Source organism: Streptomyces pacificus (assembly GCF_011766325.1).
GTDB lineage: Bacteria > Actinomycetota > Actinomycetes > Streptomycetales > Streptomycetaceae > Streptomyces > Streptomyces pacificus.
Genome location: NZ_BLLG01000001.1, coordinates 22894 through 45379 on the forward strand (window position 1 = coordinate 22894; position 22486 = coordinate 45379).

At 73.9% G+C, this 22486-nt stretch carries 9 protein-coding genes; 7 read left to right on the forward strand and 2 right to left on the reverse strand.

The features are described 5' to 3' along the window. Positions 1–213 precede the first annotated feature (213 nt). On the reverse strand, positions 214–780 hold the full coding sequence (locus tag SCWH03_RS00105; protein WP_173260323.1) for a DJ-1/PfpI family protein: 567 nt from the start codon (positions 778–780) through the stop codon (positions 214–216). 481 nt (positions 781–1261) lie between these two features. Here SCWH03_RS00105 and SCWH03_RS00110 point away from each other — a divergent pair, with 481 nt between their 5' ends. Next, positions 1262–6199, forward strand: a complete 4938-nt coding sequence (locus SCWH03_RS00110; RefSeq protein WP_173260326.1) for an NAD-glutamate dehydrogenase — start codon at positions 1262–1264, stop codon at positions 6197–6199. 352 nt (positions 6200–6551) lie between these two features. After that, complete coding sequence (locus SCWH03_RS00115; RefSeq protein WP_254076466.1) at positions 6552–8279, forward strand: glycosyltransferase; 1728 nt, start codon at positions 6552–6554, stop codon at positions 8277–8279. 418 nt (positions 8280–8697) lie between these two features. Here the strand turns inward: SCWH03_RS00115 and SCWH03_RS00120 are convergent, their stop codons facing one another. After that, positions 8698–12483 carry an FHA domain-containing protein gene (locus SCWH03_RS00120; protein WP_173260330.1) on the reverse strand — a complete coding sequence of 1262 codons (3786 nt, stop codon included), beginning with the start codon at positions 12481–12483 and terminating at the stop codon, positions 8698–8700. Positions 12484–12896: 413 nt separating this feature from the next. On the opposite strand from SCWH03_RS00120, the gene SCWH03_RS00125 reads away from it, so the two are divergent. From SCWH03_RS00125 to SCWH03_RS00145, 5 genes are all read left to right on the forward strand, one after another. After that, entirely contained in the window at positions 12897–14771 is a 1875-nt protein-coding gene (locus tag SCWH03_RS00125) for a serine/threonine-protein kinase (RefSeq protein WP_173260332.1), read from the forward strand. Positions 14772–14927: 156 nt separating this feature from the next. Continuing rightward, on the forward strand, positions 14928–16157 hold the full coding sequence (locus SCWH03_RS00130) for a serine/threonine-protein kinase (RefSeq protein WP_173260335.1): 1230 nt from the start codon (positions 14928–14930) through the stop codon (positions 16155–16157). 265 nt (positions 16158–16422) lie between these two features. Continuing rightward, a complete protein-coding gene (prfB, locus tag SCWH03_RS00135; RefSeq protein WP_109293936.1) occupies positions 16423–17529 on the forward strand; it encodes a peptide chain release factor 2 in 1107 nt (368 codons plus the stop codon). 1564 nt (positions 17530–19093) lie between these two features. Then, complete coding sequence (locus tag SCWH03_RS00140; RefSeq protein ID WP_173260337.1) at positions 19094–20566, forward strand: helix-turn-helix transcriptional regulator; 1473 nt, start codon at positions 19094–19096, stop codon at positions 20564–20566. A gap of 545 nt (positions 20567–21111) precedes the next feature. Then, positions 21112–22476: a YcaO-like family protein gene (locus SCWH03_RS00145; protein ID WP_173260339.1), complete on the forward strand. Its 1365-nt coding sequence runs from the start codon at positions 21112–21114 to the stop codon at positions 22474–22476. Positions 22477–22486: the final 10 nt, after the last annotated feature.

The window sequence follows — 22486 nt, forward strand, 5'->3', positions numbered from 1 at the left end:
CGGAGCGCCGCCCGCTGGCCGTGCCCCCGACGTCGGGAAGGCCCCGCGAGGGGCCCGGTCGCGCTTGCGACCCGGCCGCGGCGGTGTTCCCGGCTGCGGCGGTGTTCCCGGCCGCGGCGGTGCTCCCGGGCGAGCCGGTGTCCCCGGGCGCTGTGGTGGCTTCGGCGCGGTCGTGCTTCCGGCCCAGTGGCCCGCGTTCGGCCGGGCCGTGCTTCAGCGAAGCGGCGCCTTCGCCCTCAGCACCCGGAGGAACTCGCGCATCCAGGCCGGGTGGTCGGGCCAGGCCCGGGAGGAGACCAGGGTGCCGTCCACCACCGCCTCGTTGTCCTGGAAGGACGCGCCGGCCGCCTGCATGTCGAGTTCCAGCGCCGGGTACGACGTCACCCTCCGGCCGGTGAGGCTGCCCGTGGCCGCGGTCAGCAGCGGGCCGTGGCAGATCTGCGCGACCGGCTTGTCCGCGTCGAAGAAGGACTTGAGGATCTTGCGGAGTTCGGGGTCGTTGCGGAGGTACTCGGGAGCCCGCCCGCCCGGGATGACGATCGCGGCGTAGTCCCCCGGGTCGACCTCCGAGAACGCCAGGTCGGCCGGCCAGGTGTAGCCCGGCTTCTCGGTGTAGGTGTCGAATCCCGGTTCGAAGTCGTGGACGACGAACCGGAGCTTCTTGCGCGCAGGGGCCGCCATGTGGACCTCATAGCCCTCCTCGCGGAGCCGCTGGTACGGGTAGAGGACCTCCAGCGACTCTGCCGCGTCGCCGGTGACGATCAGGATCTTCACGCTCATGGCTTCTGCTCCCCTGCAGGGATGTGTCGGCCTTGGGCCCTTTCAGGGCCAAAGTGCCGTCAGCGCGGCAGTTTGCCAAGGGGGCGCGTGTCGCTGTCCAGAGTGTCAAACTTCCGGCCCCGCTTTTGTACACATACGGCTCATGACGGCTCAGGGGTGGGGGGCGATAGCCTTGGACCCGTGATCAGCGCGATACGCCAAGGGGGCAGCGGAGCCCCCTGCAGGCGCCGCCCGGCGGCAGCCGGGGGACCGCGCCCGGGACGCCACGGCGGCCGGGTGCGAGCCGATCCTCCCCGCGCGCCCGGGTCCTCCAGGGGCCCGCGCGATCACCTCTCGGGCCGGAGGCCCACCCGGGCCGGCCGGGTCCCGGACTTCTCCCATTCCGGCGCGGCGCCGACACCGAGCGGAGAACCCGTGTCGCGGCGTCCTGCCATCTTTTCCACCTACGTCACGCAACGGCGCGCGACAGGAGCCAGAGGACATGCAGACCAAGCTGGACGAAGCCAAGGCCGATCTGCTCGAGAGGGCGGCCCGGGTAGCTGAGCACAGCCCGGGCGGGGGGCGACTTCCGACCGGGTCCGACAGCGGGGAGCGCCCTGACCGGGACCACATCCCCGCGTTCCTCCAGCGCTACTACCTGCACACCGCACCCGAGGACCTCGCCGACCGCGACCCCGTCGATGTCTTCGGAGCGGCCCTCTCGCACCACCGGCTCGCGGAGAACCGCCCGCAGGGCACGGCCAACGTCCGGGTGCACACCCCGACCGTCGAGGAGAACGGCTGGACGTCCAGCCACTCGGTCGTCGAGGTCGTGACCGACGACATGCCGTTCCTGGTCGACTCGGTCACCAACGAGCTGTCCCGTCAGGGCCGCGGTATCCATGTGGTGATCCACCCGCAGGTCGTGGTCCGCCGCGACCTCACCGGGAGCATGATCGAGGTTCTCGGCGGCGAGCCGAGCGCCGCCGCACTGCCCCACGACGCCCTCGTCGAGTCCTGGATCCACGTCGAGATCGACCGGGAGACCGACCGGGCCGACCTCAAGCAGATCACCGCCGATCTGCTGCGGGTCCTGTCCGACGTCCGCGAGGCCGTCGAGGACTGGGAGAAGATGCGCGAGGCGGCGCTGCGCCTCGCCGAGGAGCTTCCGCAGGAGCCCATCGCGGGCGATCTGCGCGAGGAGGAAGTCGACGAGGCGCGGGAGCTGCTGCGCTGGCTCGCCGACGACCACTTCACCTTCCTCGGCTACCGCGAGTACAACCTGGTGGACGGCGACGCGCTGTCCGCCGTGCCCGGTACCGGCCTCGGTATCCTCCGCTCCGACCCGCACCACGCCGACGCCCACGGGCAGCCCGTCAGCCCCTCGTTCAACCGGCTGCCCGCCGACGCCCGGGCCAAGGCCCGCGAGCACAAGCTGCTGATCCTCACCAAGGCCAACAGCCGCGCCACCGTCCACCGCCCCAGCTACCTCGACTACGTCGGGGTGAAGAAGTTCGACGCCGAGGGCAACGTCGTCGGCGAGCGCCGCTTCCTCGGCCTGTTCTCGTCGGCCGCCTACACCGAGTCCGTGCGCCGTGTGCCGGTGATCCGCCGCAAGGTGGCGGAGGTCCTCGACGGCGCCGGGTTCTCCCCGCACAGCCACGACGGCCGCGATCTGCTGCAGATCCTGGAGACGTACCCGCGCGACGAGCTGTTCCAGACGCCCGTCGGCGAGTTGCGCTCCACCGTCACCTCCGTCCTCTACCTGCAGGAGCGCCGCCGGCTGCGGCTGTACCTGCGCCAGGAGGAGTACGGCCGGTACTACTCGGCCCTCGTCTACCTGCCGCGGGACCGCTTCAACACCACCGTGCGCGAGCGGCTGACCGGGATCCTGATGGAGGAGCTCGGCGGCACCAGCGCCGACTTCACCCTGATGAGCACCGAGTCGGTGCTCACCCGGCTCCACTTCGTCGTCCGTGTTCCGTCCGGCACGGAGCTGACCCATCTCACCGACGCCGACAAGGACCGCCTGGAGGCCCGGCTGGCCGAGGCGGCCCGCTCCTGGGCCGACGGTTTCACCGAGGCGCTGAACGCGGAACTCGGCGAGGAGCGCGCGGCCGAACTGGCGCGCAAGTACGCGGGCGCCTTCCCCGAGGGGTACAAGGCCGACCACTCGCCCCGTGCCGCCGTGGCCGATCTGGCGCACCTGGACCAGCTCACCCGTTCCGGCAGCGACTTCTCGCTGTCGCTGTACGAGCCGGTGGGCGCAGCACCCGGCGAGCGCCGCTTCAAGATCTACCGGTTCGGCGGCCAGGTCTCGCTGTCGTCCGTGCTGCCGGTCCTGAACCGACTGGGTGTCGAGGTCATCGACGAACGCCCGTACGAGCTGCGGTGCGCGGACCGCACCACCGGCTGGGTCTACGACTTCGGTCTGCGCATGCCGACCGTGCCGGGCAACGGCGGGGAGTACCTGGGCGACGACGCCCGTGAGCGGTTCCAGGACGCCTTCTCGGCCGTGTGGACCGGGGCCGCCGAGAACGACACGTTCAACTCGCTGGTGCTGCGGGCCGGGCTCACCTGGCGCGAGGCGATGGTACTGCGCGCGTACGCCAAGTACCTCCGCCAGGCAGGGTCCACCTTCAGCCAGGACTACATGGAGGACACCCTCCTCAACAACGTCCACACCACCCGGCTGCTGATCAACCTGTTCGAGGCCCGGATGGCCCCGGACCGCCAGCGGGCCGGCACCGAGCTGACGGACGCCCTGCTGGAGGAGCTGGACGCCGCGCTCGACCAGGTCGCCTCGCTCGACGAGGACCGGATCCTGCGCTCCTTCCTCACCCTCATCAAGGCCACGCTGCGCACCAACTTCTTCCAGAAGGCGACGGCCGGCTCCTGGCACGGCTATGTGTCGATGAAGTTCGACCCGCAGGCCATCCCGGACCTGCCGGCGCCGCGCCCGGCGTACGAGATCTGGGTGTACTCGCCCCGGGTCGAGGGTGTGCACCTGCGCTACGGCAAGGTCGCCCGCGGCGGCCTGCGCTGGTCCGACCGGCGCGAGGACTTCCGTACCGAGATCCTGGGCCTGGTCAAGGCGCAGATGGTGAAGAACACCGTCATCGTGCCGGTGGGCGCCAAGGGCGGATTCGTCGCCAAGCAGCTCCCTGACCCCTCCGCGGACCGCGAGGCGTGGCTCGCGGAGGGCATCGCCTCCTACCGGACGTTCATCTCGGCGCTGCTCGACATCACCGACAACATGGCCGGCGGCGAGGTCGTGCCGCCGAGCGACGTGGTGCGCCACGACGGCGACGACACCTATCTGGTCGTCGCGGCCGACAAGGGCACCGCGACCTTCTCCGACATCGCCAACGAGGTCGCGATCGCCTACGGCTTCTGGCTGGGCGACGCCTTCGCCTCCGGTGGCTCGGCCGGCTACGACCACAAGGGCATGGGCATCACCGCCCGCGGCGCCTGGGAGTCCGTGAAGCGGCACTTCCGGGAGCTCGGCCACGACACCCAGGCCGAGGACTTCACCGTGGTCGGCGTCGGCGATATGTCGGGTGACGTGTTCGGCAACGGCATGCTCCTCTCCGAGCACATCCGGCTGGTCGCGGCCTTCGACCACCGCCATATCTTCATCGACCCCGACCCGGACGCGGCCGTCTCGTACGCCGAGCGCCGCCGGCTGTTCGAGCTGCCCCGCTCCTCGTGGGCCGACTACGACACCGAGCTGCTGTCACCGGGCGGCGGCATCCACCCCAGGACCGCCAAGTCGATCCCGGTCAACGCGAAGGTCCGCGACGCCCTCGGCATCGAGCCAGGGGTGACGAAGCTGACGCCCGCCGAGTTGATGAAGGCGATCCTCCAGGCCCCGGTGGACCTGTTGTGGAACGGCGGCATCGGCACCTATGTGAAGGCTTCGGGCGAGTCCCACGCCGATGTCGGCGACAAGGCGAACGACGCCATCCGCGTCGACGGCGGGCAACTGCGGGTCAAGGTCGTCGGCGAGGGCGGCAACCTGGGCCTGACCCAGCTCGGCCGTATCGAGTTCGCCCGCGGCGGCGGCCGGGTCAACACCGACGCCATCGACAACAGCGCAGGCGTGGACACCTCGGACCACGAGGTGAACATCAAGATCCTGCTGAACGGCCTGGTCGCCGAGGGCGACATGACCGTCAAGCAGCGCAACAGGCTCCTGGCGGAGATGACCGACGAGGTCGGCGGGCTGGTGCTGCGCAACAACTACGCGCAGAACACGGCTCTGGCCAACGCCGTGGCGCAGTCGCCGAGCCTGCTCCACGCCCACCAGCGCTTCATGCGCCGGCTGGGCCGGGAGGGCGCGCTGGACCGCGCGCTGGAGTTCCTGCCCAACGACCGGCAGATCCGCGAGCTGCTCAACAACCGGCACGGCCTGTCCCAGCCCGAACTCGCCGTCCTGCTCGCCTACACCAAGATCACGGTGGCCGAGGAGCTGATCGGCACCTCGCTGCCGGACGATCCGTATCTGCGGGGCCTGCTGCACGCGTACTTCCCGAAGCCGCTGCGGGAGAAGTTCCCCGCGGCCGTCGACGGCCATGCGCTGCGCCGCGAGATCATCACGACCGTGCTGGTCAACGACACCGTCAACACGGGTGGTTCGACCTTCCTGCACCGCCTGCGCGAGGAGACGGGGGCGTCCGTCGAGGAGATCGTCCGGGCGCAGACCGCGGCCCGTGCGATCTTCGGCCTCGGTGAGGTGTGGGACGCCGTGGAGGCGCTGGACACCGAGGTCGCCGCCGACGTCCAGATCCGGATGCGGCTGCACTCGCGCCGTCTCGTCGAGCGCGGCACGCGCTGGCTGCTGGGCAACCGGCCGCAGCCGCTGGAACTGACGGAGACGACCGACTTCTTCGCCTCCCGGGTCGAGCGGGTGTGGGCCGAGCTGCCGAAGATGCTCAGCGGCGCCGACCGGGAGTGGTACGAGGGGCTGCTGGAGGAGTTCACCCTCGCGGGTGTCCCCCAGGAGCTGGCCACGCGGGTCGCCGGGTTCTCGTCCGCCTTCCCGACGCTCGACATCGTGGCCATCGCCGACCGTACGGGCAAGGACCCGCTCGCCGTCGCCGAGGTCTACTACGACCTGGGCGACCGGCTGAGGATCACCGAGCTGATGGACCGGATCATCGAGTTGCCGCGGGCCGACCGCTGGCAGTCCATGGCCCGCGCCTCCATCCGCGAGGACCTGTACGCCGCGCACGCCGCGCTCACCGCCGACGTCCTCGCCGTGGGCGACGGGGCGGCGACGCCGGAGCAGCGCTTCAAGGCGTGGGAGGAGAAGAACGCGTCGATCCTGGGCCGTGCCCGGATGACGCTGGAGGAGATCCAGGGGTCGGACACCTTCGACCTGGCGAACCTCTCGGTCGCCATGCGCACGATGCGGCAGCTGCTGCGTACGCACGGCTGACCGGGTCTTCGACCGGGTGCGGGGGCGTCCACCGCCGGGGTGGGCGCCCCCGCCGCGTGTCATACCGCGGCCGGCCGCGGTCCTGTCTGCCGGGGCTGCCCCGGCCGGGGTCGGCCCCGCCGGACGCGCCGGCCGGTCGATCGCCCTCTCAGCCACGGCCGTACCGCTCCTCCGCCTCATCGGTGGTCGCGGCGCTCACCCGCGGTTGACGCGCGGTCCTCCGGCGCGGGCGCGCGCCCGAGTCGCGCTCCACCGGGTGGGTGATCGGCCGCTCGCCGCGTAGCTCCCTCCGCGAGCGGGTCGTTGCTGTGGCGGGCGGGCGCGGAAGGCGCCCGCAGGTGTGGAGGACGCCATGAACTCATCGAGCGTGGCCGGGATCCCGGTCGTCCCCGCGGCTCCGGACGGTACGGAGGCACCGGACGTGACCGTCGTCGTAGCGGTCCGAGACGACGATGGGCCGCGCCTCGGCCGCTGCCTGGCCTCCCTCGCGGGCCAGACCATCGGAGTGGCCCGGATCGAGGTGCTGGTCACGGGTAGGCCGGAGCGGCCGCCTGCCGGTGGAGCCGGGCAGTCCGCCGAAGGCCGGCGCCGACGTGCGGCCGACGACCGGCACCGGCCCGCGCCGTACGGTCATCGCGTCGGCCCTGACGCCGGTTGCCGGCAACCGGCGGGCGTCGGGTGCGCAGGGCCCGCCGGGATGTCGGCATGGGCCGCTCGGACGGCCCCGCTCCGGTGGCCGCCCGGCGATGCCGGCGCGGCGCCGTCGCACGGGGCGCACGATCCGCTGGAGACCTCGTCCGCCGCCTGGTCGCCGTCCGCCGCGGAGCTGTGCGCGGCCGGGCGCGTCGACTCCGTCAACCAGGCCCTGGAGTGTGCGCGCGGCCGCTATCTGTTCTTCCTCGACGCGGGCGACCTCCTCGGCCGGGAGGCGCTCGCACGGCTGGTCGACGCGGCCGACAGCCGGGGCCACGACGTCGTCTACGCCAAGACCGCCGCCTCGGGGGCCGCCGTCTTCGCCCGCACGTGCCACGGCGTCGCCCTCGACGGGGCCGGCCCGGCCTGGGAGCTGTCGGCCGCCAAGCTGTTCCGCCGTGAGCCGCTGACCCGCGAGGGCCTGCGGTTCGCCGAGGACATGCCGGCCGGCCTCGCCGAACAGGCCTTCACCCTCGAAGCGCTCTTCCGGGCGCGCCGTGTCGCCGTCCTCGCCGACTACGACTACCGGTTCGCCGGGGAGGGGGCGACCGGCCCCGGACGCCGGTCCGGCACCGAGGCGCGGAACCCCTCGGCGGCCCTGGCGGCGGCCGCTGCGGATCCGGGCGGTCTGGAGGGCCTGCTGCGCGGTACGGCCGCGGCGATGGCCGTCACCGCCCGCTTCGCGGGACCCGGCCCGCTCGGCGACCGCTTCCGCCTGCGGTACTTCGCCCACGAGGGCGACGTCCTGACCGGACGGGCCTTCCTCAGGGCGCCGGAACCGGTGCGCGGGCGGGTGTTCGCCGGGGTACGGCGGCTGGTCGCCGACCACCTCGGGGACTCCGTACTCGCCCGGCTCAGGCCCGGACTCAGGCTCCGGCTCTCCTACGTACGGGCCGGTGACGAGGCCGGGCTGGTCTCGGTGCTCCGATACGAGGCCGCGCACGGCGCCCCGCCCCTGCGCACCGACCTCGTCTCCGCGGACTGGCAGCGCACCGGGCCCGCCCGCCAGACCCTCGTCGTCACCGCCCGTACCCCGCTGCCGCACCTCGAGGCCTTCGGCACCGGGCCGGTCCGGCTCACCGGTTGCCCGGAGACCGGCTGCGTGCTGCTGCGGCCGGCCTCCGGCGGAGCCGGTACGGAGATCGAGGTGCGGATCCCCGCCGAGGCGTTCCCGCCGGGCCGGACCCGGATCGGGCTGAGCACGGCACTCGCCGGTACCGAGCACACCGCCGCCGTGGCGCCCGGAACCGCGCCCCGGCAGGCCCACGCCCTGCGGGGGCTGCGCCCGTACCGGCTGGGCGTGGGGCCCGACGGCGGCGACGGGCTGGTCGTGGCCGTCACGCCGGTCGGACTGCGCGTCGGGGCCCGCCGCGCGGAGCCTGCCTGAGGGCCCGGCGCGGGCCGTGCTCTGCCGCGCCGCGCGGGAGGTACCGCGCGGTGGGCCGCACAGTTCGGGCTGGGGGCCGGCGGCTCGCGCCGGGGGGCGCGCCCTCGCCGCGTCGGCCGGCCGGCCCGCCGGGCGGCAACACGACGCGGGTGAGCAGCCGGATCTCACCGGTGCCGGCCGGCCGCGCCGCCTCCGGCAGCTCCCTCCGGATCCCCCTGCCGCCTTCGCCGTCAACCGGGCCATCGTGAGGGGATCGTGACGTACTGTCACTGCCCGCCGCGGTACCTCGGCCGACGAGCAGCCGTGTCCACCGGCGTCCCGGGCGCGCGGTGGCACCAGGGACGCCCACCGGCGTCCGGGACGTCCACCGGTGTCAAGGCGAGCAGGCGCCGTGCGTCAGGGAAGACCGGCGCCGGAGTCAGCGGCCGGCGGTGGTCAGCGGTGGGACCGGCGCGGCGTCCACGGAGCGGGCGGCACGGTCCAGCGCACTGGCGAGCAGGGCAAGGTCCGTGGGCCCGTTGCCCAGTTCGCGCACGGGCCGGCGGGCCGGCGGGTCGCCCATCCGCTCCCATGCCAGCTCCACGACCGTGGGGCGCAGGGTCGCCGTCCTCGGGATGCGGCCCGTCACCCGGCCGCCCTGGAACGGTGTCACGCTCCCGTCCGGACGGCCGAGCCTGCCCCGTCCGGGCGCCCGGGCCCCGGGGCCGGGCGTCACGGGCGGTGCTTCCAGCACCACCCTCAGCCGTGTGCCGCAGGCCAGTTCGGTGTCCGCCGTGTGGTCCGGGCGGGCGGACGTCGCCACCAGATGGACGCCGAGTCGCCGCCCGTCCCTGGCTGCCGCCTCCAGCACTCTGACGACGGAACCCGCAGCGGGACGGCCCGGACTGCCGAGCGCCGGTGCGATCAGTGCGTCGTAGTCGTCGACCAGGACGAAGAGCCGGGGCAGCGTCCCGTGTCCCTCCGCGGTCCCGGCCGTGTCCGCCGACTTCGCTGCCTCCGTCGCGTTCGCTCGCGCAGGGTCGCCCACCGGGCGGAGTCTGAGCGTGCCGCCGGGCGGCGACTTGGGACCACCGCCCGCGCCCGCCCCCGTCTCCGCCGTGGCTCCCGCCGCCTTCTCCTCCCGCGCGCTCTCCTCCGTGTCCTCCCGCGTGTCCTCCCGCGCGCTCTCCTCCGCGTCCTTCCTCAGGCCCGCCCTCGCCACCGCCCCTGCTTCTGCCCTTGCCACCGGCCTCGGTTCTGCCGCGGCGCCGGCTCGGGAATCCGCGGCGCCGGGCGGGCACTGACCGATCGGCCGCCCGGCGGCCTCCCGGCCGGTGTGCCACTCCTCGAACGCCTCCCCGCCCAGCAGTTCCGACCGCCGCTTGAGCTCCGCGCCGAGCGCCTGGGCGAATTCACGCATCCGCAGCGGGTCGGAGGCGACCAGAAGCTCGGCGACGTGGGGGAGTTCGGTCAGCGCCGACAGGCCCTCCCGGCGTTCGTCTCCGGTGCCGTCCACGAGCAGCAGCCCGAGCTGGTCGGGCCGGCTTCCCGCGGCCAGCGAGGCCGCGATGGCGCGGAGCAGTTCCGTACGGCCGCTGCCCGCTGGGCCCTCGATGAGCAGATGCGGGTCCTCCGATACGAGGTCCACGGCGACCGGTCCCCCGGGGCCTGCTCCCAGCATGGCCGTGCCGGGAGCCGCCGACACCCAGCGGGCCATCAACGACGCCGGGGTGGCTCGGGCGAGGCCCAGCTCGTCCAGCAGCCGCGCGGACCGCGGCAGCGGGGCCGCGGTCGCCCGGCCCGGACCCGAGGCGTCCCCGTCGGGCCGCAGCGGCGCCAGGGCGCGGCCGAACCGCTCGGCCCACGCCGCCGACACACCGTCCACCGTGGCGACCGTGCCATGGCCCGCCGGTTGCCCGGCGGCGGTGCGCAGCAGCCGCAGCACCGTGGCCACATCACCGCTGAGCAGTCCGACGGCGCCGCACTCGCGGAAGGCCGGCGATGCCGCACAGGCCTCCTCGTACGTCGCCGCCACCGGGGAGAGCGGGGAGGCGGGCGGGGTCTCGGCGAGGCAGACGAGATGGATGCCGGCGGCCGCCCCGCCCCCGGCAAGGCGCGCCATGCCCTCGCGCAGTGCGGCGGAACCGGGGTCGCCGTCCAGGACCACGAGCGTGCGCGGCCCGGTGTGGCGCGCCGCGGCCGTCTCGACAGCGTGACGCTCCGCGCCCGGCCAGCCGGGTCCGAGCGGCCCGTCGTCCAGCCGGCGGGTCAGTTCGGCGGTCCTGGCGGTCGCCTGGTCGGGTTCGTAGGCGAGGAGCAGCCGGCAGTCCTGGCCGTGGGCCGGCCGCAGATGCGGCAGCCAGCCGAGCCAGCTCCACGCCCTCTTGCGCTCTTCCAGCGGCCGGGCGGGGTCCGTGCTGATCAGCACGATCTCCAGTTCCGCCGGCGAGTGGAGCGCCGCGGCCTGGGCGACGACGGAGCGGGCCAGCCCCATGAGCCGGTACCGGGGCCCGGCCAGGCCCAGGGACCCCGACTCCCGGAGGCCGACGGTGACGGGCACGGCGGGAACGTCCGCGCGGTCGGCCGTGCCGAGGCGGACGACGAGCGACTCGGGATGGCGGGCTTCGCGCTCCCACAGCCGAGGCCCCGGACCGAGCGCGGTGAGCAGCACGGCGGCGGGATCGGGCCAGATCTCGGCGCCGGGCCCAGCGGCGGCGGGCCCAGCGGCGCCGGGCGGGCTCGCGCCGGCCGCCTCCGGGGAGCCCGGTGCGTCGCGGCCCCCGGCGAGACGCCGCGCCCAGGCGCCTATCCCGCGCCTGCGCCGCCCGCCGCGGGTGTCGGCCCCCGCCGGTCCCGCCGGATCGCCCCCGGGGGCCCCGAGGCCGTCCGCCACTCCCGTGCCGTGCGTGGTGGCGGCGGAAGCGGGCGTACGGGCGGGCGGGGTGCCGTCCGCAGTCCGCGCCGTGGCATCCGCCGCACCGGTGGCGGGCGCGCCTGCAGGGGGGCCGCAGCGCTCGGCGGGGGCCGCGTCGGGGCCCCCGCCGGGCGGGGTGCCGGCACCGGTCGCGAGGCCCCCGCCGTATGGGACGCCGTCCGTGGCCGGCGGCGCGCCCGGGGCGGCGAGTCCGGGGGCGGTAGCGGGCCGGCCGCCGTGCGCGGCTCCCCGCGCCGGTCCGGAGCCGTGACCGCCCCGCACGCCCGCCCCGGGACCCCATGCATCCGCCCGTCCGTGCAACGGGCTGCCGTCGCCCCGGGGCGAGGCCGGTGGCGACGGCACTCCGGGGCCGGCCGCCCCGACGCCCCTCACGCCGACGCCAGCGGCTCCGACGTCAGCCGCCCGCTCGACCGCGGCACTCCCGCGCGCCCACGACGGGACCCGGCCCGGGAGGTCTTCCGGTGGTGCGGGCGGCGGTGCCGGGCGGCGCACCCGCAGATGCCCCTCGCCATCCGGAGCGATCACCGGACCATCTGTGTACGCGGACGAGTCCGGAGACCGGGCGCCGGAAGCCGACGGGCCGGCGCCGGGAGCCGACGGGCGGGAACCCGAACCCGGGGCCGACGGGGAAACGGGAGCCGGGGCCGGCCCGAAGGAGGAGCCCCGAGCCGAGGGGAAGGCCTGGCCCGGGGAGGACGCCAGCCGCAGCGTGGACTCGCCGATGCGCAGCAGCGCGCCCGGCCCCAGCCGGACCGGCCGCCGCCCGACCTCCGCGCCGTCCAGCGCCGTGCCGTTCGTGGAGCCGAGGTCCGCGACCGTGACACCGCCGTCCTCGGCGACCGTGACCTCGCAGTGCAGTCGCGAGACGTCCGGGTCGTCCAGCGGTACGTCCGCCTCCGCCGCGCGCCCGATCCGGATACGGCCCTCGTGCAGCAGATGCACCCCGCCCGCGTCCGGCCCCGCGACCACATGGAGCTGCGGCCGCTCCGCCGCGCCCTGGTGGTCCGCAGCCTCGTCCTCGCCCGGTGTGTGCAGCGACAGCACCGCCCCGTCGAGGAGCGGCGGTTCGCCGAGCGCGCATCGCCGGGCGTCGAGCCGCTCCCGCCCCGCGTACAGCACGACCGTCCCCGACGGCGGGGCCTCGGGCCCCGAGGCGGCGGCAGCCAGCGCCGCGGCGACCGCCGCCAGCGCCGTACCCGCGGGGGCGGTGACGAGCACGTCGCTCGCGCGCGCGGCGCCCTGCGAGGACTGGCCGCTGCGCGGCGCGAGGACGGTCAGCCGGATCTGCATCGCCGTCAGCGATCCCTTCTGCGCGGGGTGCCCGGCAGGGGAGCCGCCCTGTGATTCCCCCCACCCGGCAGGTCGGCACGGCCCGGGGGCTTCAACTGCCCCATGGCTCCGTGCTGGAGGCATCCTCGCATCCGCCGCGGACAACGCGCCCCGGCCCCGGCCTTATGTGATCTTGATTGGCCTGCTCCGGACCCAAGAGTGCCTGGTGGGGATCGCCTCTGCCGCGCAGCGGGCTGCCGCCCGGCAACCGCCGGGGCGTTCCCGGCGTCTTAGCCGCCGACCCGCTGATCACTCCGATGACCCGATCGGCGGCACTACAGTGGGTCCGACCTCCGGACGGTGCCGACCATGGACCGGGGAGACGGAACCACGGGGAACGACGTTCCACCGACGAACAGCAGGGAGCGCATGACGTGCGGCCGGTAGGGAGCAAGTACCTGCTCGAGGAGCCGCTCGGCCGCGGCGCCACGGGCACCGTCTGGCGGGCTCGCATGGGGGGCTCCCCCGGCGCGGCGGCGCTCGGGGGGAGCGACCCGGCGGGCGCCGATGCGGCCGTGCCCGGCCGGCCCGGCGAGACGGTCGCGATCAAGGTCCTCAAGGAGGAACTCGCCAACGACCCGGACGTCGTGATGCGTTTCCTCCGCGAGCGCTCCGTGCTCCTCCGCCTGACCCACCCCAACATCGTGCGCACCCGCGACCTGGTCGTGGAGGGGGATGTCCTGGCCCTCGTCATGGATCTCGTCGACGGCCCCGACCTGCACCGCTACATCCGCGAGAACGGGCCGTTCAGCCCGGTCGCGGCCGCCCTGCTCACCGCGCAGATCGCGGATGCGCTCGCCGCAAGCCACGACGACGGCGTGGTCCACCGCGACCTCAAGCCGGCCAATGTGCTGCTCGCGGAACACGACGGCGGGATGCACCCGATGCTCACCGACTTCGGGATCGCGCGCCTTGCCGACTCCCCGGGCCTGACGCGTACGCACGAGTTCGTCGGCACACCCGCCTATGTCGCGCCCGAGTCCGCCGAGGGCCGCCCGCAGACGTCCGCCGTGGACGTCTACGGCGCCGGGATCATGCTGTACGAGCTGGTCACGGGACGCCCCCCGTTCGGTGGGGGCACGGCGCTCGAGGTGCTCCAGCGCCACCTCAGTGAGGAACCCCGGCGCCCCTCCACCGTTCCCGGCCCGCTGTGGACGGTCATCGAGCGCTGTCTGCGCAAGGAGCCGTCCGAGCGGCCGAGCGCCGTCAACCTGGCCCGGGGTCTGCGGGTCGTCGCGGCCGGTGTCGGGGTGCACTCCACGTCGGCGCAGATCGAGGCGGCCGAGGGGGTCGGGGCGCTGCTCGCGCCCGACCCCTCGCCGGCCACCGTCCCCGGGATGCCGGGCGCGGCCGATCCCACCCAGGTGCTGCCGCACAGCGCCGCCTCGTTCCACCAGGGCGGCGACGGTTCGTTCGACCCGAACGCCGCGACCAGCGTCCTTCCGCAGTCGGGCCCCGCGGGCGCCGGGGACCGGTCCGGTGTGCCGCCGCGCGGCGCCGCGGGGGACCGGACCGCGGTCATGCCGCCCGTGCCTCCGCGCCCCGACGGTCCCCCGCAGAACGACGGTCCCCCGCAGAACGACGGACCGCACCCCTGGCAGTCCCAGCTGCAGGCGGCCCGGGACCGCAACGAGCAGACCCAGGTCCAGTACCTGGATCCGAGCGAGGACCCCCTGCGCCGCCGTCCGCAGCGCCGCCCGGCCCCGCAGCAGCAGCCGTACCAGCAGCAGGGGCGTCCCCAGCAGCCCCAGCAACCCCAGCAGCCCCAGCAGCAGAGGCAGCAACGACAGCAGCAGAGGCAGCAACAGCCGCAGCCGTACGCCCCGCCCCCGCAGCAGGGTTACGCGCAGCCGCAGCCGCAGCCGCAGCCGCAGCCGCAGCCGCAGCCGCAGCCGCAGCCGCAGCCGCAGCCGCAGCGCCAGCAGCCGCAGCCGCGCCGGAGCGCGCCGCGGCAGCAGCCGCCCCGCCAGGCCCCTCAGCGGCCGCCCCGCGAGCCGCGTCCGCCCCGGCAGCGGAGCGCCAACCCGATGCGCATCCCGGGCCTCGGCTGCCTCAAGGGCTGCCTGTTCACGCTGCTGCTGTTCTTCGTGGCGGGCTGGCTGATCTGGGAGCTGACACCGCTCCAGGACTGGATCGCCCAGGGCAAGAGCTACTGGCAGGCCATCGGCGACGCCGTGTCGGGCGTGACCGACTGGATCTCGGAGTTGAGCGGAGGCACCTCGGGACCCGGTGCCGGCGCGGGTCAGTAGCCCGCATCGCACGGCCCCTCCGCCGTGCCCCCTGTCGCCAAATCGACTTCCACGGGGGAAAAAGCCCCGCAGAGGTGACGGTTGGCGCCTCCGGGGCACGAGGCCCCCGACACCCGCGTAGTTTGATGGGCAACGCCAGCCGCTGAGGGAGCAGTCTTGGCACGGAATATCGGCAGCCGGTACGCGGCCCATCAGGTCCTGGGCCGGGGGAGTGCGGGCACGGTGTGGCTCGGCGAAGGGCCCGAGGGCCCCGTCGCCATCAAGCTGCTGCGTGAGGACCTCGCCTGCGACCAGGAGCTGGTCGGCCGGTTCGTACGGGAGCGCACGGCCCTCCTCGGACTCGACCACCCCCACGTCGTCGGGGTGCGCGATCTCGTCGTGGACGGCAGCGACCTGGCCCTCGTCATGGATCTCGTCCGCGGCACCGACCTGCGGACCCGACTCGACCGGGAGCGCAGGCTCGCGCCCGAGGCCGCCGTCGCGATCGTCGCGGACGTCGCCGACGGACTGGCCGCTGCGCACGCCGCCGGCGTCGTCCACCGCGACGTCAAACCCGAGAACATCCTGCTGGACATGGAGGGCCCGCTCGGTCCCGGCGGTGCCCATCCCGCCCTGCTCACCGACTTCGGCGTCGCCAAGCTGATCGACACGCCGCGCCGTACCAAGGCCACCAAGATCATCGGCACGCCCGACTACCTGGCGCCGGAGATCGTCGAGGGCCTGCCCCCGCGCGCCGCCGTGGACATCTACGCCCTCGCGACCGTGCTCTACGAGTTGCTCGCCGGCTTCACCCCGTTCGGGGGCGGGCACCCGGGTGCCGTGCTGCGCCGCCATGTCACCGAGACCGTCGTCCCGCTCCCCGGTGTCCCGGACGAGCTGTGGCAGCTGGTCGTCCAGTGCCTGGCCAAGGCGCCCGCCTCCCGTCTGCGCGCCTCCGAGCTGGCCGCCCGGCTGCACGAACTGCTGCCGGTACTGGCGGGGATGCCGCCGCTCGACGTGGACGAGCCGGACACCGGGTCCACCGAACCGTACGAGGAGGCCGAGTACGCGGCGCGGCCGGCCGAGCCGCGTCGCCGCGGGGCCGTCCCACTGGTCCGCGGCTCGGCCACGGACTCCAACCGGGACACCCATACCTCGATGCGTGTGCCCGGTCCCGACGAACTGGCGGGCGGCGCCCGCGGCACGGCCCGGGCTCCGCGCGCATCCGGCCGGCGCCGCCCCGGCTCCGCACGGCACCGGGCCGTCCGCAGACGCCGGATCACGCTCGGCGTCGCGGGCCTGGTACTGGCCGCGGCGGCCGGCGTCGGCGGCTGGCTGGCGGTGAGCGGTGGCGACGGCCCGGCACCGCCGGTGGACTCCGAGCAGTCCGCCCCGGTGCAGCCCTGAGCCGGCCTCCCGACTCGCCGGGCGCCGGAGGCGGGGGCTGAGGCCGGGACGTGCTCGGGGACGGTGCCGCGGCTGAGGCCCGGACGGCGGCTGTGGCCGGGCCGGGGAGGGAACCGGAGGGGGCTGGAGGGGGCCGGAGCCGGAGGGGGCCGGAGCGGGTACGCGCTGGGGTCGGAGCTCCTTCCCCGCGGCCGGGGCTGCTGCCGGGCGTCCGTTGTCCACAGGCGCGACAGGCGGGTCGCGCGATGCCGTTACCCTTGGACGCGTGGCAGTCGTCGATGTATCCGAAGAGCTGAAGTCCCTCTCCTCGACCATGGGGTCGATCGAGGCCGTCCTGGACCTCGACAGGATGAGGGCAGACATCGCCGTGCTCGAGGAGCAGGCGGCGGCACCGTCCCTCTGGGACGACCCCGAGGCGGCGCAGAAGATCACCAGCAGGCTCTCGCACCTGCAGGCCGAGGTCCGCAAGACGGAGGCGCTCCGCGGGCGGATCGACGACCTCGAAGTCCTCTTCGAACTCGCCGAGGCCGAGGACGACCCTGACACCCGTGCCGAGGCCGAGGCCGAACTCGAAGCCGTCCGGAAGGCGCTGGACGAGATGGAGGTCCGCACCCTCCTCTCCGGCGAGTACGACGAGCGTGAGGCACTGGTCAACATCAGGGCCGAGGCCGGCGGTGTCGACGCCGCGGACTTCGCCGAGCAGCTCCAGCGCATGTATCTGCGCTGGGCCGAGCGCCACGGCTACGGCACGGAGGTGTACGAGACCTCGTATGCGGAGGAGGCCGGCATCAAGTCGACCACGTTCGTCGTGAAGGCGCCGTACGCCTACGGCACGCTGTCGGTGGAGCAGGGTACACACCGTCTGGTCCGCATCTCCCCCTTCGACAACCAGGGCCGGCGCCAGACGTCCTTCGCCGGTGTCGAGGTCCTCCCTGTCGTCGAGCAGTCCGACCACGTCGACATCGACGAGTCCGACCTGCGGGTCGACGTCTACCGCGCCTCCGGTCCGGGTGGCCAGGGCGTCAACACCACGGACTCGGCGGTCCGTATCACCCACATCCCCACCGGCATCGTCGTCTCCTGCCAGAACGAGCGCTCCCAGATCCAGAACAAGGCGAGCGCGATGAACGTCCTCCAGGCGAAGCTCCTCGAGCGCCGCCGCCAGGAGGAGCAGGCCAAGATGGACGCCCTCAAGGGCGACGGCGGCAACTCCTGGGGCAACCAGATGAGGTCGTACGTGCTGCACCCATACCAGATGGTCAAGGACCTGCGCACGGAGTTCGAGGTCGGCAACCCGCAGTCGGTGCTCGACGGCGAGATCGACGGCTTCCTTGAGGCGGGCATCCGCTGGCGGAAGCAGCGGGAGAAGTAGCGGGGGGAGCAGCGGCGGCAGCCGTACAGGACGGTCGCGCTCCGGGACAGGCAAGGGCACTCTCCGGCCTGGTGCTGCGGCCCGGTCCGCCGTATCGGTTCCGGATGCGGGCCTGTGGGCGGGCGCCTGCGGGCGGCCGTCCTTTGTGACGTGCGCCGCACCGGTGCCCCGGCTCGTCTCCGGTGCGGGACCGGGCAGGCGCGCGGCCGGGCCGGGCGGTGTGCGCCCCGCGCGCCGAGGCCGCCTCCCTCACTCCGGGCCTCGCGTCGCCTCCGCTCCGGGGCGGAACGCCAACTCGCGCGAACGAACTCCCCCGGCGCGGCGCGGGCCCCGCACCGCACTGTTCCGGCCACCGGTGCGCTTGCCTCCGAGCGTGTCGCGGGGCGCTGGTGTGGCGCCGAGCACACCCGCCGCTCCAGCAGCCGGGAGAAGCGAGGCCCGAGCGGCTCCTCCGGCTCCCGGGAGGACCCTGCCCCCATTTCGCGCCGTCGCCGTCGCCGTCGCCGTCCCCGTGCCCTGCTCGCGCGTAGCCGTGGCCGTAGCTCTAGCCCAGCCTGCGGGTGCCGGGCCGTGGCCATCCCCCGCGGCCCATCCGGCAGCCCGCTTGCGCAAACTCAATTCCTCCTCAAGAAAGCCGAGTTCACCATGCGCGGCCAGACGCTCACGGATAGATTCTCGAATCCGGGCGCAAGCCGTTGGTGCGACCGTGGGCCGACTGCGCCGGGGCTGCACGTCCGTACCCCTTCTCACGGAGGTGCTTGTGACGATCGGCGCCCCCGCGCAGTCGCGTCTTCGGCGGCGAGTGTGCGACATCCGCTCCGTTTTCCACCCGGTGTGCCTGCCCTCGCTTATCCGCTCGGCAACTCCTTTCACCGCACCCGCTGTGCGGCATTCCGGGATGCGTATGAGGCCGGAATCGTTCTCAACCGTCCCGCCTTGCGTCCCCGCACCGGGCCTGCCGGATCGTCATATGGGTCAGCGCGCAGGGGATTTGCTGATGCGATCCTCGGGAGGTCAATCGCCGGGATCGGAACTCTGTGGTCGCCGAGCGGGGCCTCATCGCCCGCGGTGGGCGACCGGATGGTATGGGGAGGGTGCCACGGCGTCCGAAGAATTGATGAATTCACAGGGAATGCATAACGGCGCCCGCTCATTCCGGATGAATCGGGCCCGCATGCCGCCCTCGATGGCACTCCGTGCTTCCGTGTGAACACTTTCCGTAGTCCGTCTAGGCTGGTAGGTGAATCAGATCACGTGGTGCGGGTGCGCGGGAATGCGGCGTGCGTGAACTTACGTGGCCCGAGAAATGGATGAATCCTAAACCGATGGCGCCGTTCCTTAAGCGAAGTCTCTTCGGTTGACAAAGAGACGTTCAGGAAATGCCGCCAAGGATCGAATTTTTGCTTATTGTTTGTGCGGCAGCGGAGTCATCGACGGCCCCCACCATGGGCGGCCGCGAGCATGTTGACGACGGACGTTCCGCCAAGCACTGCCACGATTCGCAGGAGAGGCAAGGATGGTCGGCCACAGCGGCAGCGGGCCCCCCGCAGAAGGTACCCATTCCGTGTTCCACACACGACTCGTACCGCCCGCGCTCGGCCCCCTTCTCGACCGTCCCCGACTGTTCCGGACGCTCGACCGGGGAGTGACGAGACGGCTCACCCTCGTGGTCGGTCCGCCAGGGGCCGGCAAGAGCGCGCTCCTGGCCTCCTGGGCCGGATCGCTGCCGCAGGGCGAGCCGGCGTGGCTGACTCTCGACGCCGACGACAACCACGTCCCCCGGCTCCTCACCCACCTCGCCGCAGCCCTGACCCGTGCCACCGCCTCCCAGGGCGGCGAGGCGCTCCGCTTCGGTGACGGGGTGAGTGTGCCGGCCCTGCTGGACGAGGTCTCCCGGCACCCGCATCCGCTCGTCCTGGTCGTCGACGCCTTCCACGAGCTGAAGCCCGGGCCGGCGCGCAGCGCCCTGCTGCAGTTCGCCCGCTACGCACCGGGCGGCCTGAGCGTGGTGCTCGCCAGCCGCAGAGAACCCGATCTGCCGCTCCACAAGCTCCGCGCGGGCGGCGAGCTCACCGAGATCAGGGGCGCGGATCTCGCGTTCACTCATGCGGAGACGGCCGAGCTGTTCCGGGCGCACGGAGCGAGAGCCGGTGACGACCAGATCGCCGCCGTGGTCCGGTGCTCCGGAGGCTGGGCCCTCGCAGTCCGCTATGCCTCGGTCAACCCCGTCCGGGGCAATGATCCCCGCTCCTGCCTCGAGGGATGGTCCCAGGCCATCCGGCACTGCTCCGACTTCCTGCTGTCGGAGCTGCTCGACCCGATGCCCGCGGGCGATCAGGACGTGCTGCTGCGCACCAGTCTGCTCGGCGGGTTCAGCGCGTCCCTGCTGCGCGCCCTGACGGGCCGGGCCGACCTCAACCGGGTGCTGCGCAGGCTCTCCAACGAGCACGACCTGCTGGTGCGCGACGACGAGTGGACCTACCGGCTGCCCAATCCGCTGATGCGAGGGGTGCTCTCGAGGGAACTCGCCGAGCGGTACGGCTGGCCCGAGGTGAGCCGGCTGCTGGGCAAGGCCGCCCGCTGGTACGAGGACATGGGCGTGGCCTCCGCCGCCCGGAGGTACGCGGCAGCCGCGCAGGCCCACGAGGCGGGGCCCGCGCCGGGGGGCGGCATCCTGCTCCCGCCGGGACTCGGGCACGTCGACGGGGGAGCACCCCTCCGGGTGCCCGCGGGTGACGCCGGCCTGTCACCCGTCACATCACCCGTCCTCTCACCCGCTCCGCAGGTCCCCGCCGAGGCTCCCTCGGCGGGCTCCGGGCCGTATGCGGCCGCCGACTCCCTGACGCGAAGCGAACTCGACGTGCTGCGGCTGCTGCCGCTCGGTCTGACGCTGGACGAGATCGCCGCCCGTCGCCATGTATCCCTGAATACCGTCAAGACGCAGGTGCAGGCCATATACCGCAAGCTGCAGGTCGGCCGCAGACGCGATGCGGTCCGGGTGGCCGGGGAACGTGGTCTGATCAGTCCTCGGGGCTGATTGCGGACTCGCCGGGGGCCGGTTCCGGCGCGGTGCCGGTGCGGTTCGGTGCCGGTGCCGCCCGGGTCGCCGGGGCGGGTGCGGTGCCGTGCCGCCCGCTTCGTCGGGGCGGGTGCGCGGCGGGTCGCTGCACCCGTCATCAAGGCCGTTGCCCGCCGTTTCCTGGCGTTGCCCGCCGTTGCCCGGCGCCGCCCGCCGTTTCCTGGCGTTGCCCGGCGCCGCCCGCCGTTGCCCGGCGCCGCCCGCCGTTGAGGGCCTCGGCGCCGCGTCACCGCCGCCGCGCCATCCGGCGCTACGGGCAGCGCCGCCGCCCCGCCGCCCCACCCCGGGCGCCGCCCCGTGCCCGCATCCGCATCTCCATCTCCATCCCCGGCTCCGCCGTACCGCCCCGCCGCGCCCCGCCTCGCCTCGCGGGTGATGTTCCGTCACCCTCGCCCCGTCCAGCGCCCGGAACGCGTTTCACCCCCGACGCGTGATGCTTCCTCCACCGGCTCGGATGTTGGCTTCAGCCGATCGCTGCGCACGCAGATGACAGGAGGCAGCCAGTGCTGGATGCACGTGCGAGGGACGGCCGGACCGCTGCCGCGGACCGGGGGGACGGCGCGACGGAGGACGACCTCGCCGGGCTGCGGCGGCTGGAGGCCGTCGTCGGACCCGCCGGGCGACCGGTGCGAGGGTCCCAGCTCCTCCCCAATCTGCCGGGTGAGCCCCCCTATTCGGTCTTCGTCTCGTCCATCGGCGACCCCACCGCGCTCTGGTCCGACACCCCGGCCCAGCCCCAGGGGCTGGACGGGGCCGGCGGCGGCACCGATCCCGAGCGGGCCCGGCTGATCAGCGTCGCCGAGGCCCTGGAGCGCTACACCAACTCCTTCTACCAGCCGCAACTGGTGCGCTGGGCGACCGCGGACGAACTCGGCGACGAGGCGGTCGACCTCGACACGCTCCCGCGCTGCTCGGAGACGGAGCTGTCCGACGAGGCGAACTGGCTGATCCGTCCCGACGGTTCGCTGCCGCAGCGCTGGGTCCGCGGCTGGTCGCTGACCCGCGGCCGCCCGGTCTGGGTCCCCGCGTCCTACGTCTGGCTGTTCACCGCGCACGAGGCGATGGGGGAGCGGATCGCCAATCCCATCTCGACCGGCTGCGCGATCCACACGGATCTGCACCAGGCGCTGGTGAACGGCATCTGCGAGGCGATCGAACGCGACGCGATCGCACTGGTGTGGCTCCAGCGCCTTCGGCTGCCGGAGATCGACGTCACCGGCGAGCCGTCCCTGCGGGAGCAGCACCGGCGGGTCAGGGACGGCTTCGTGGAGTACCGCTTCTACGACGCCACCACGGACGTGGGCGTCCCCACGGTCTACGCGGTCGTGCTCAGCGACCACAACGACACCCTGGGCCAGCTCGTGATGTGCGCGACGGGCACCGACCCGGCCGAGATCATCCGCAAGATCTACCGGGAGGCCGCCTCCTCCCGCATCGCCCTGCAGGCCCCGCATGTCGTCCCCGAGGACCCGCGGGACTTTACCAGCGTTCTGCACGGCGCGATCCACATGGGGCGCCCGGAGCGGCGCGACGCCTTCGACTTCCTGCTGAGCGGGCCGCGCACCACCCGGGTGCCCGGTGACCTGCCGCGGGCGCCGGCCGGCCCACCCGCACGGCAGCTGTCCTGGCTCGTGGAGCGGCTGGCCGCGGTGGACGCCGAAGTGGTCGCCGTGGAGCTGACGACGGACGAGGCCCGGCGTGCGGGGCTCCGCTCGGTACGGGTCGTCGTCCCCCAGCTGATGCCGCTGTCCTTCGTGCACCGCAACCGCTACCTGGCGCACCCCCGGCTCTACCGGGCACCGGTCGCGATGGGGCTGACCAGCCACCCGGAACACGAACTCAACCCCCACCCGCAGCCCTTCGCCTAGGAGACAACCG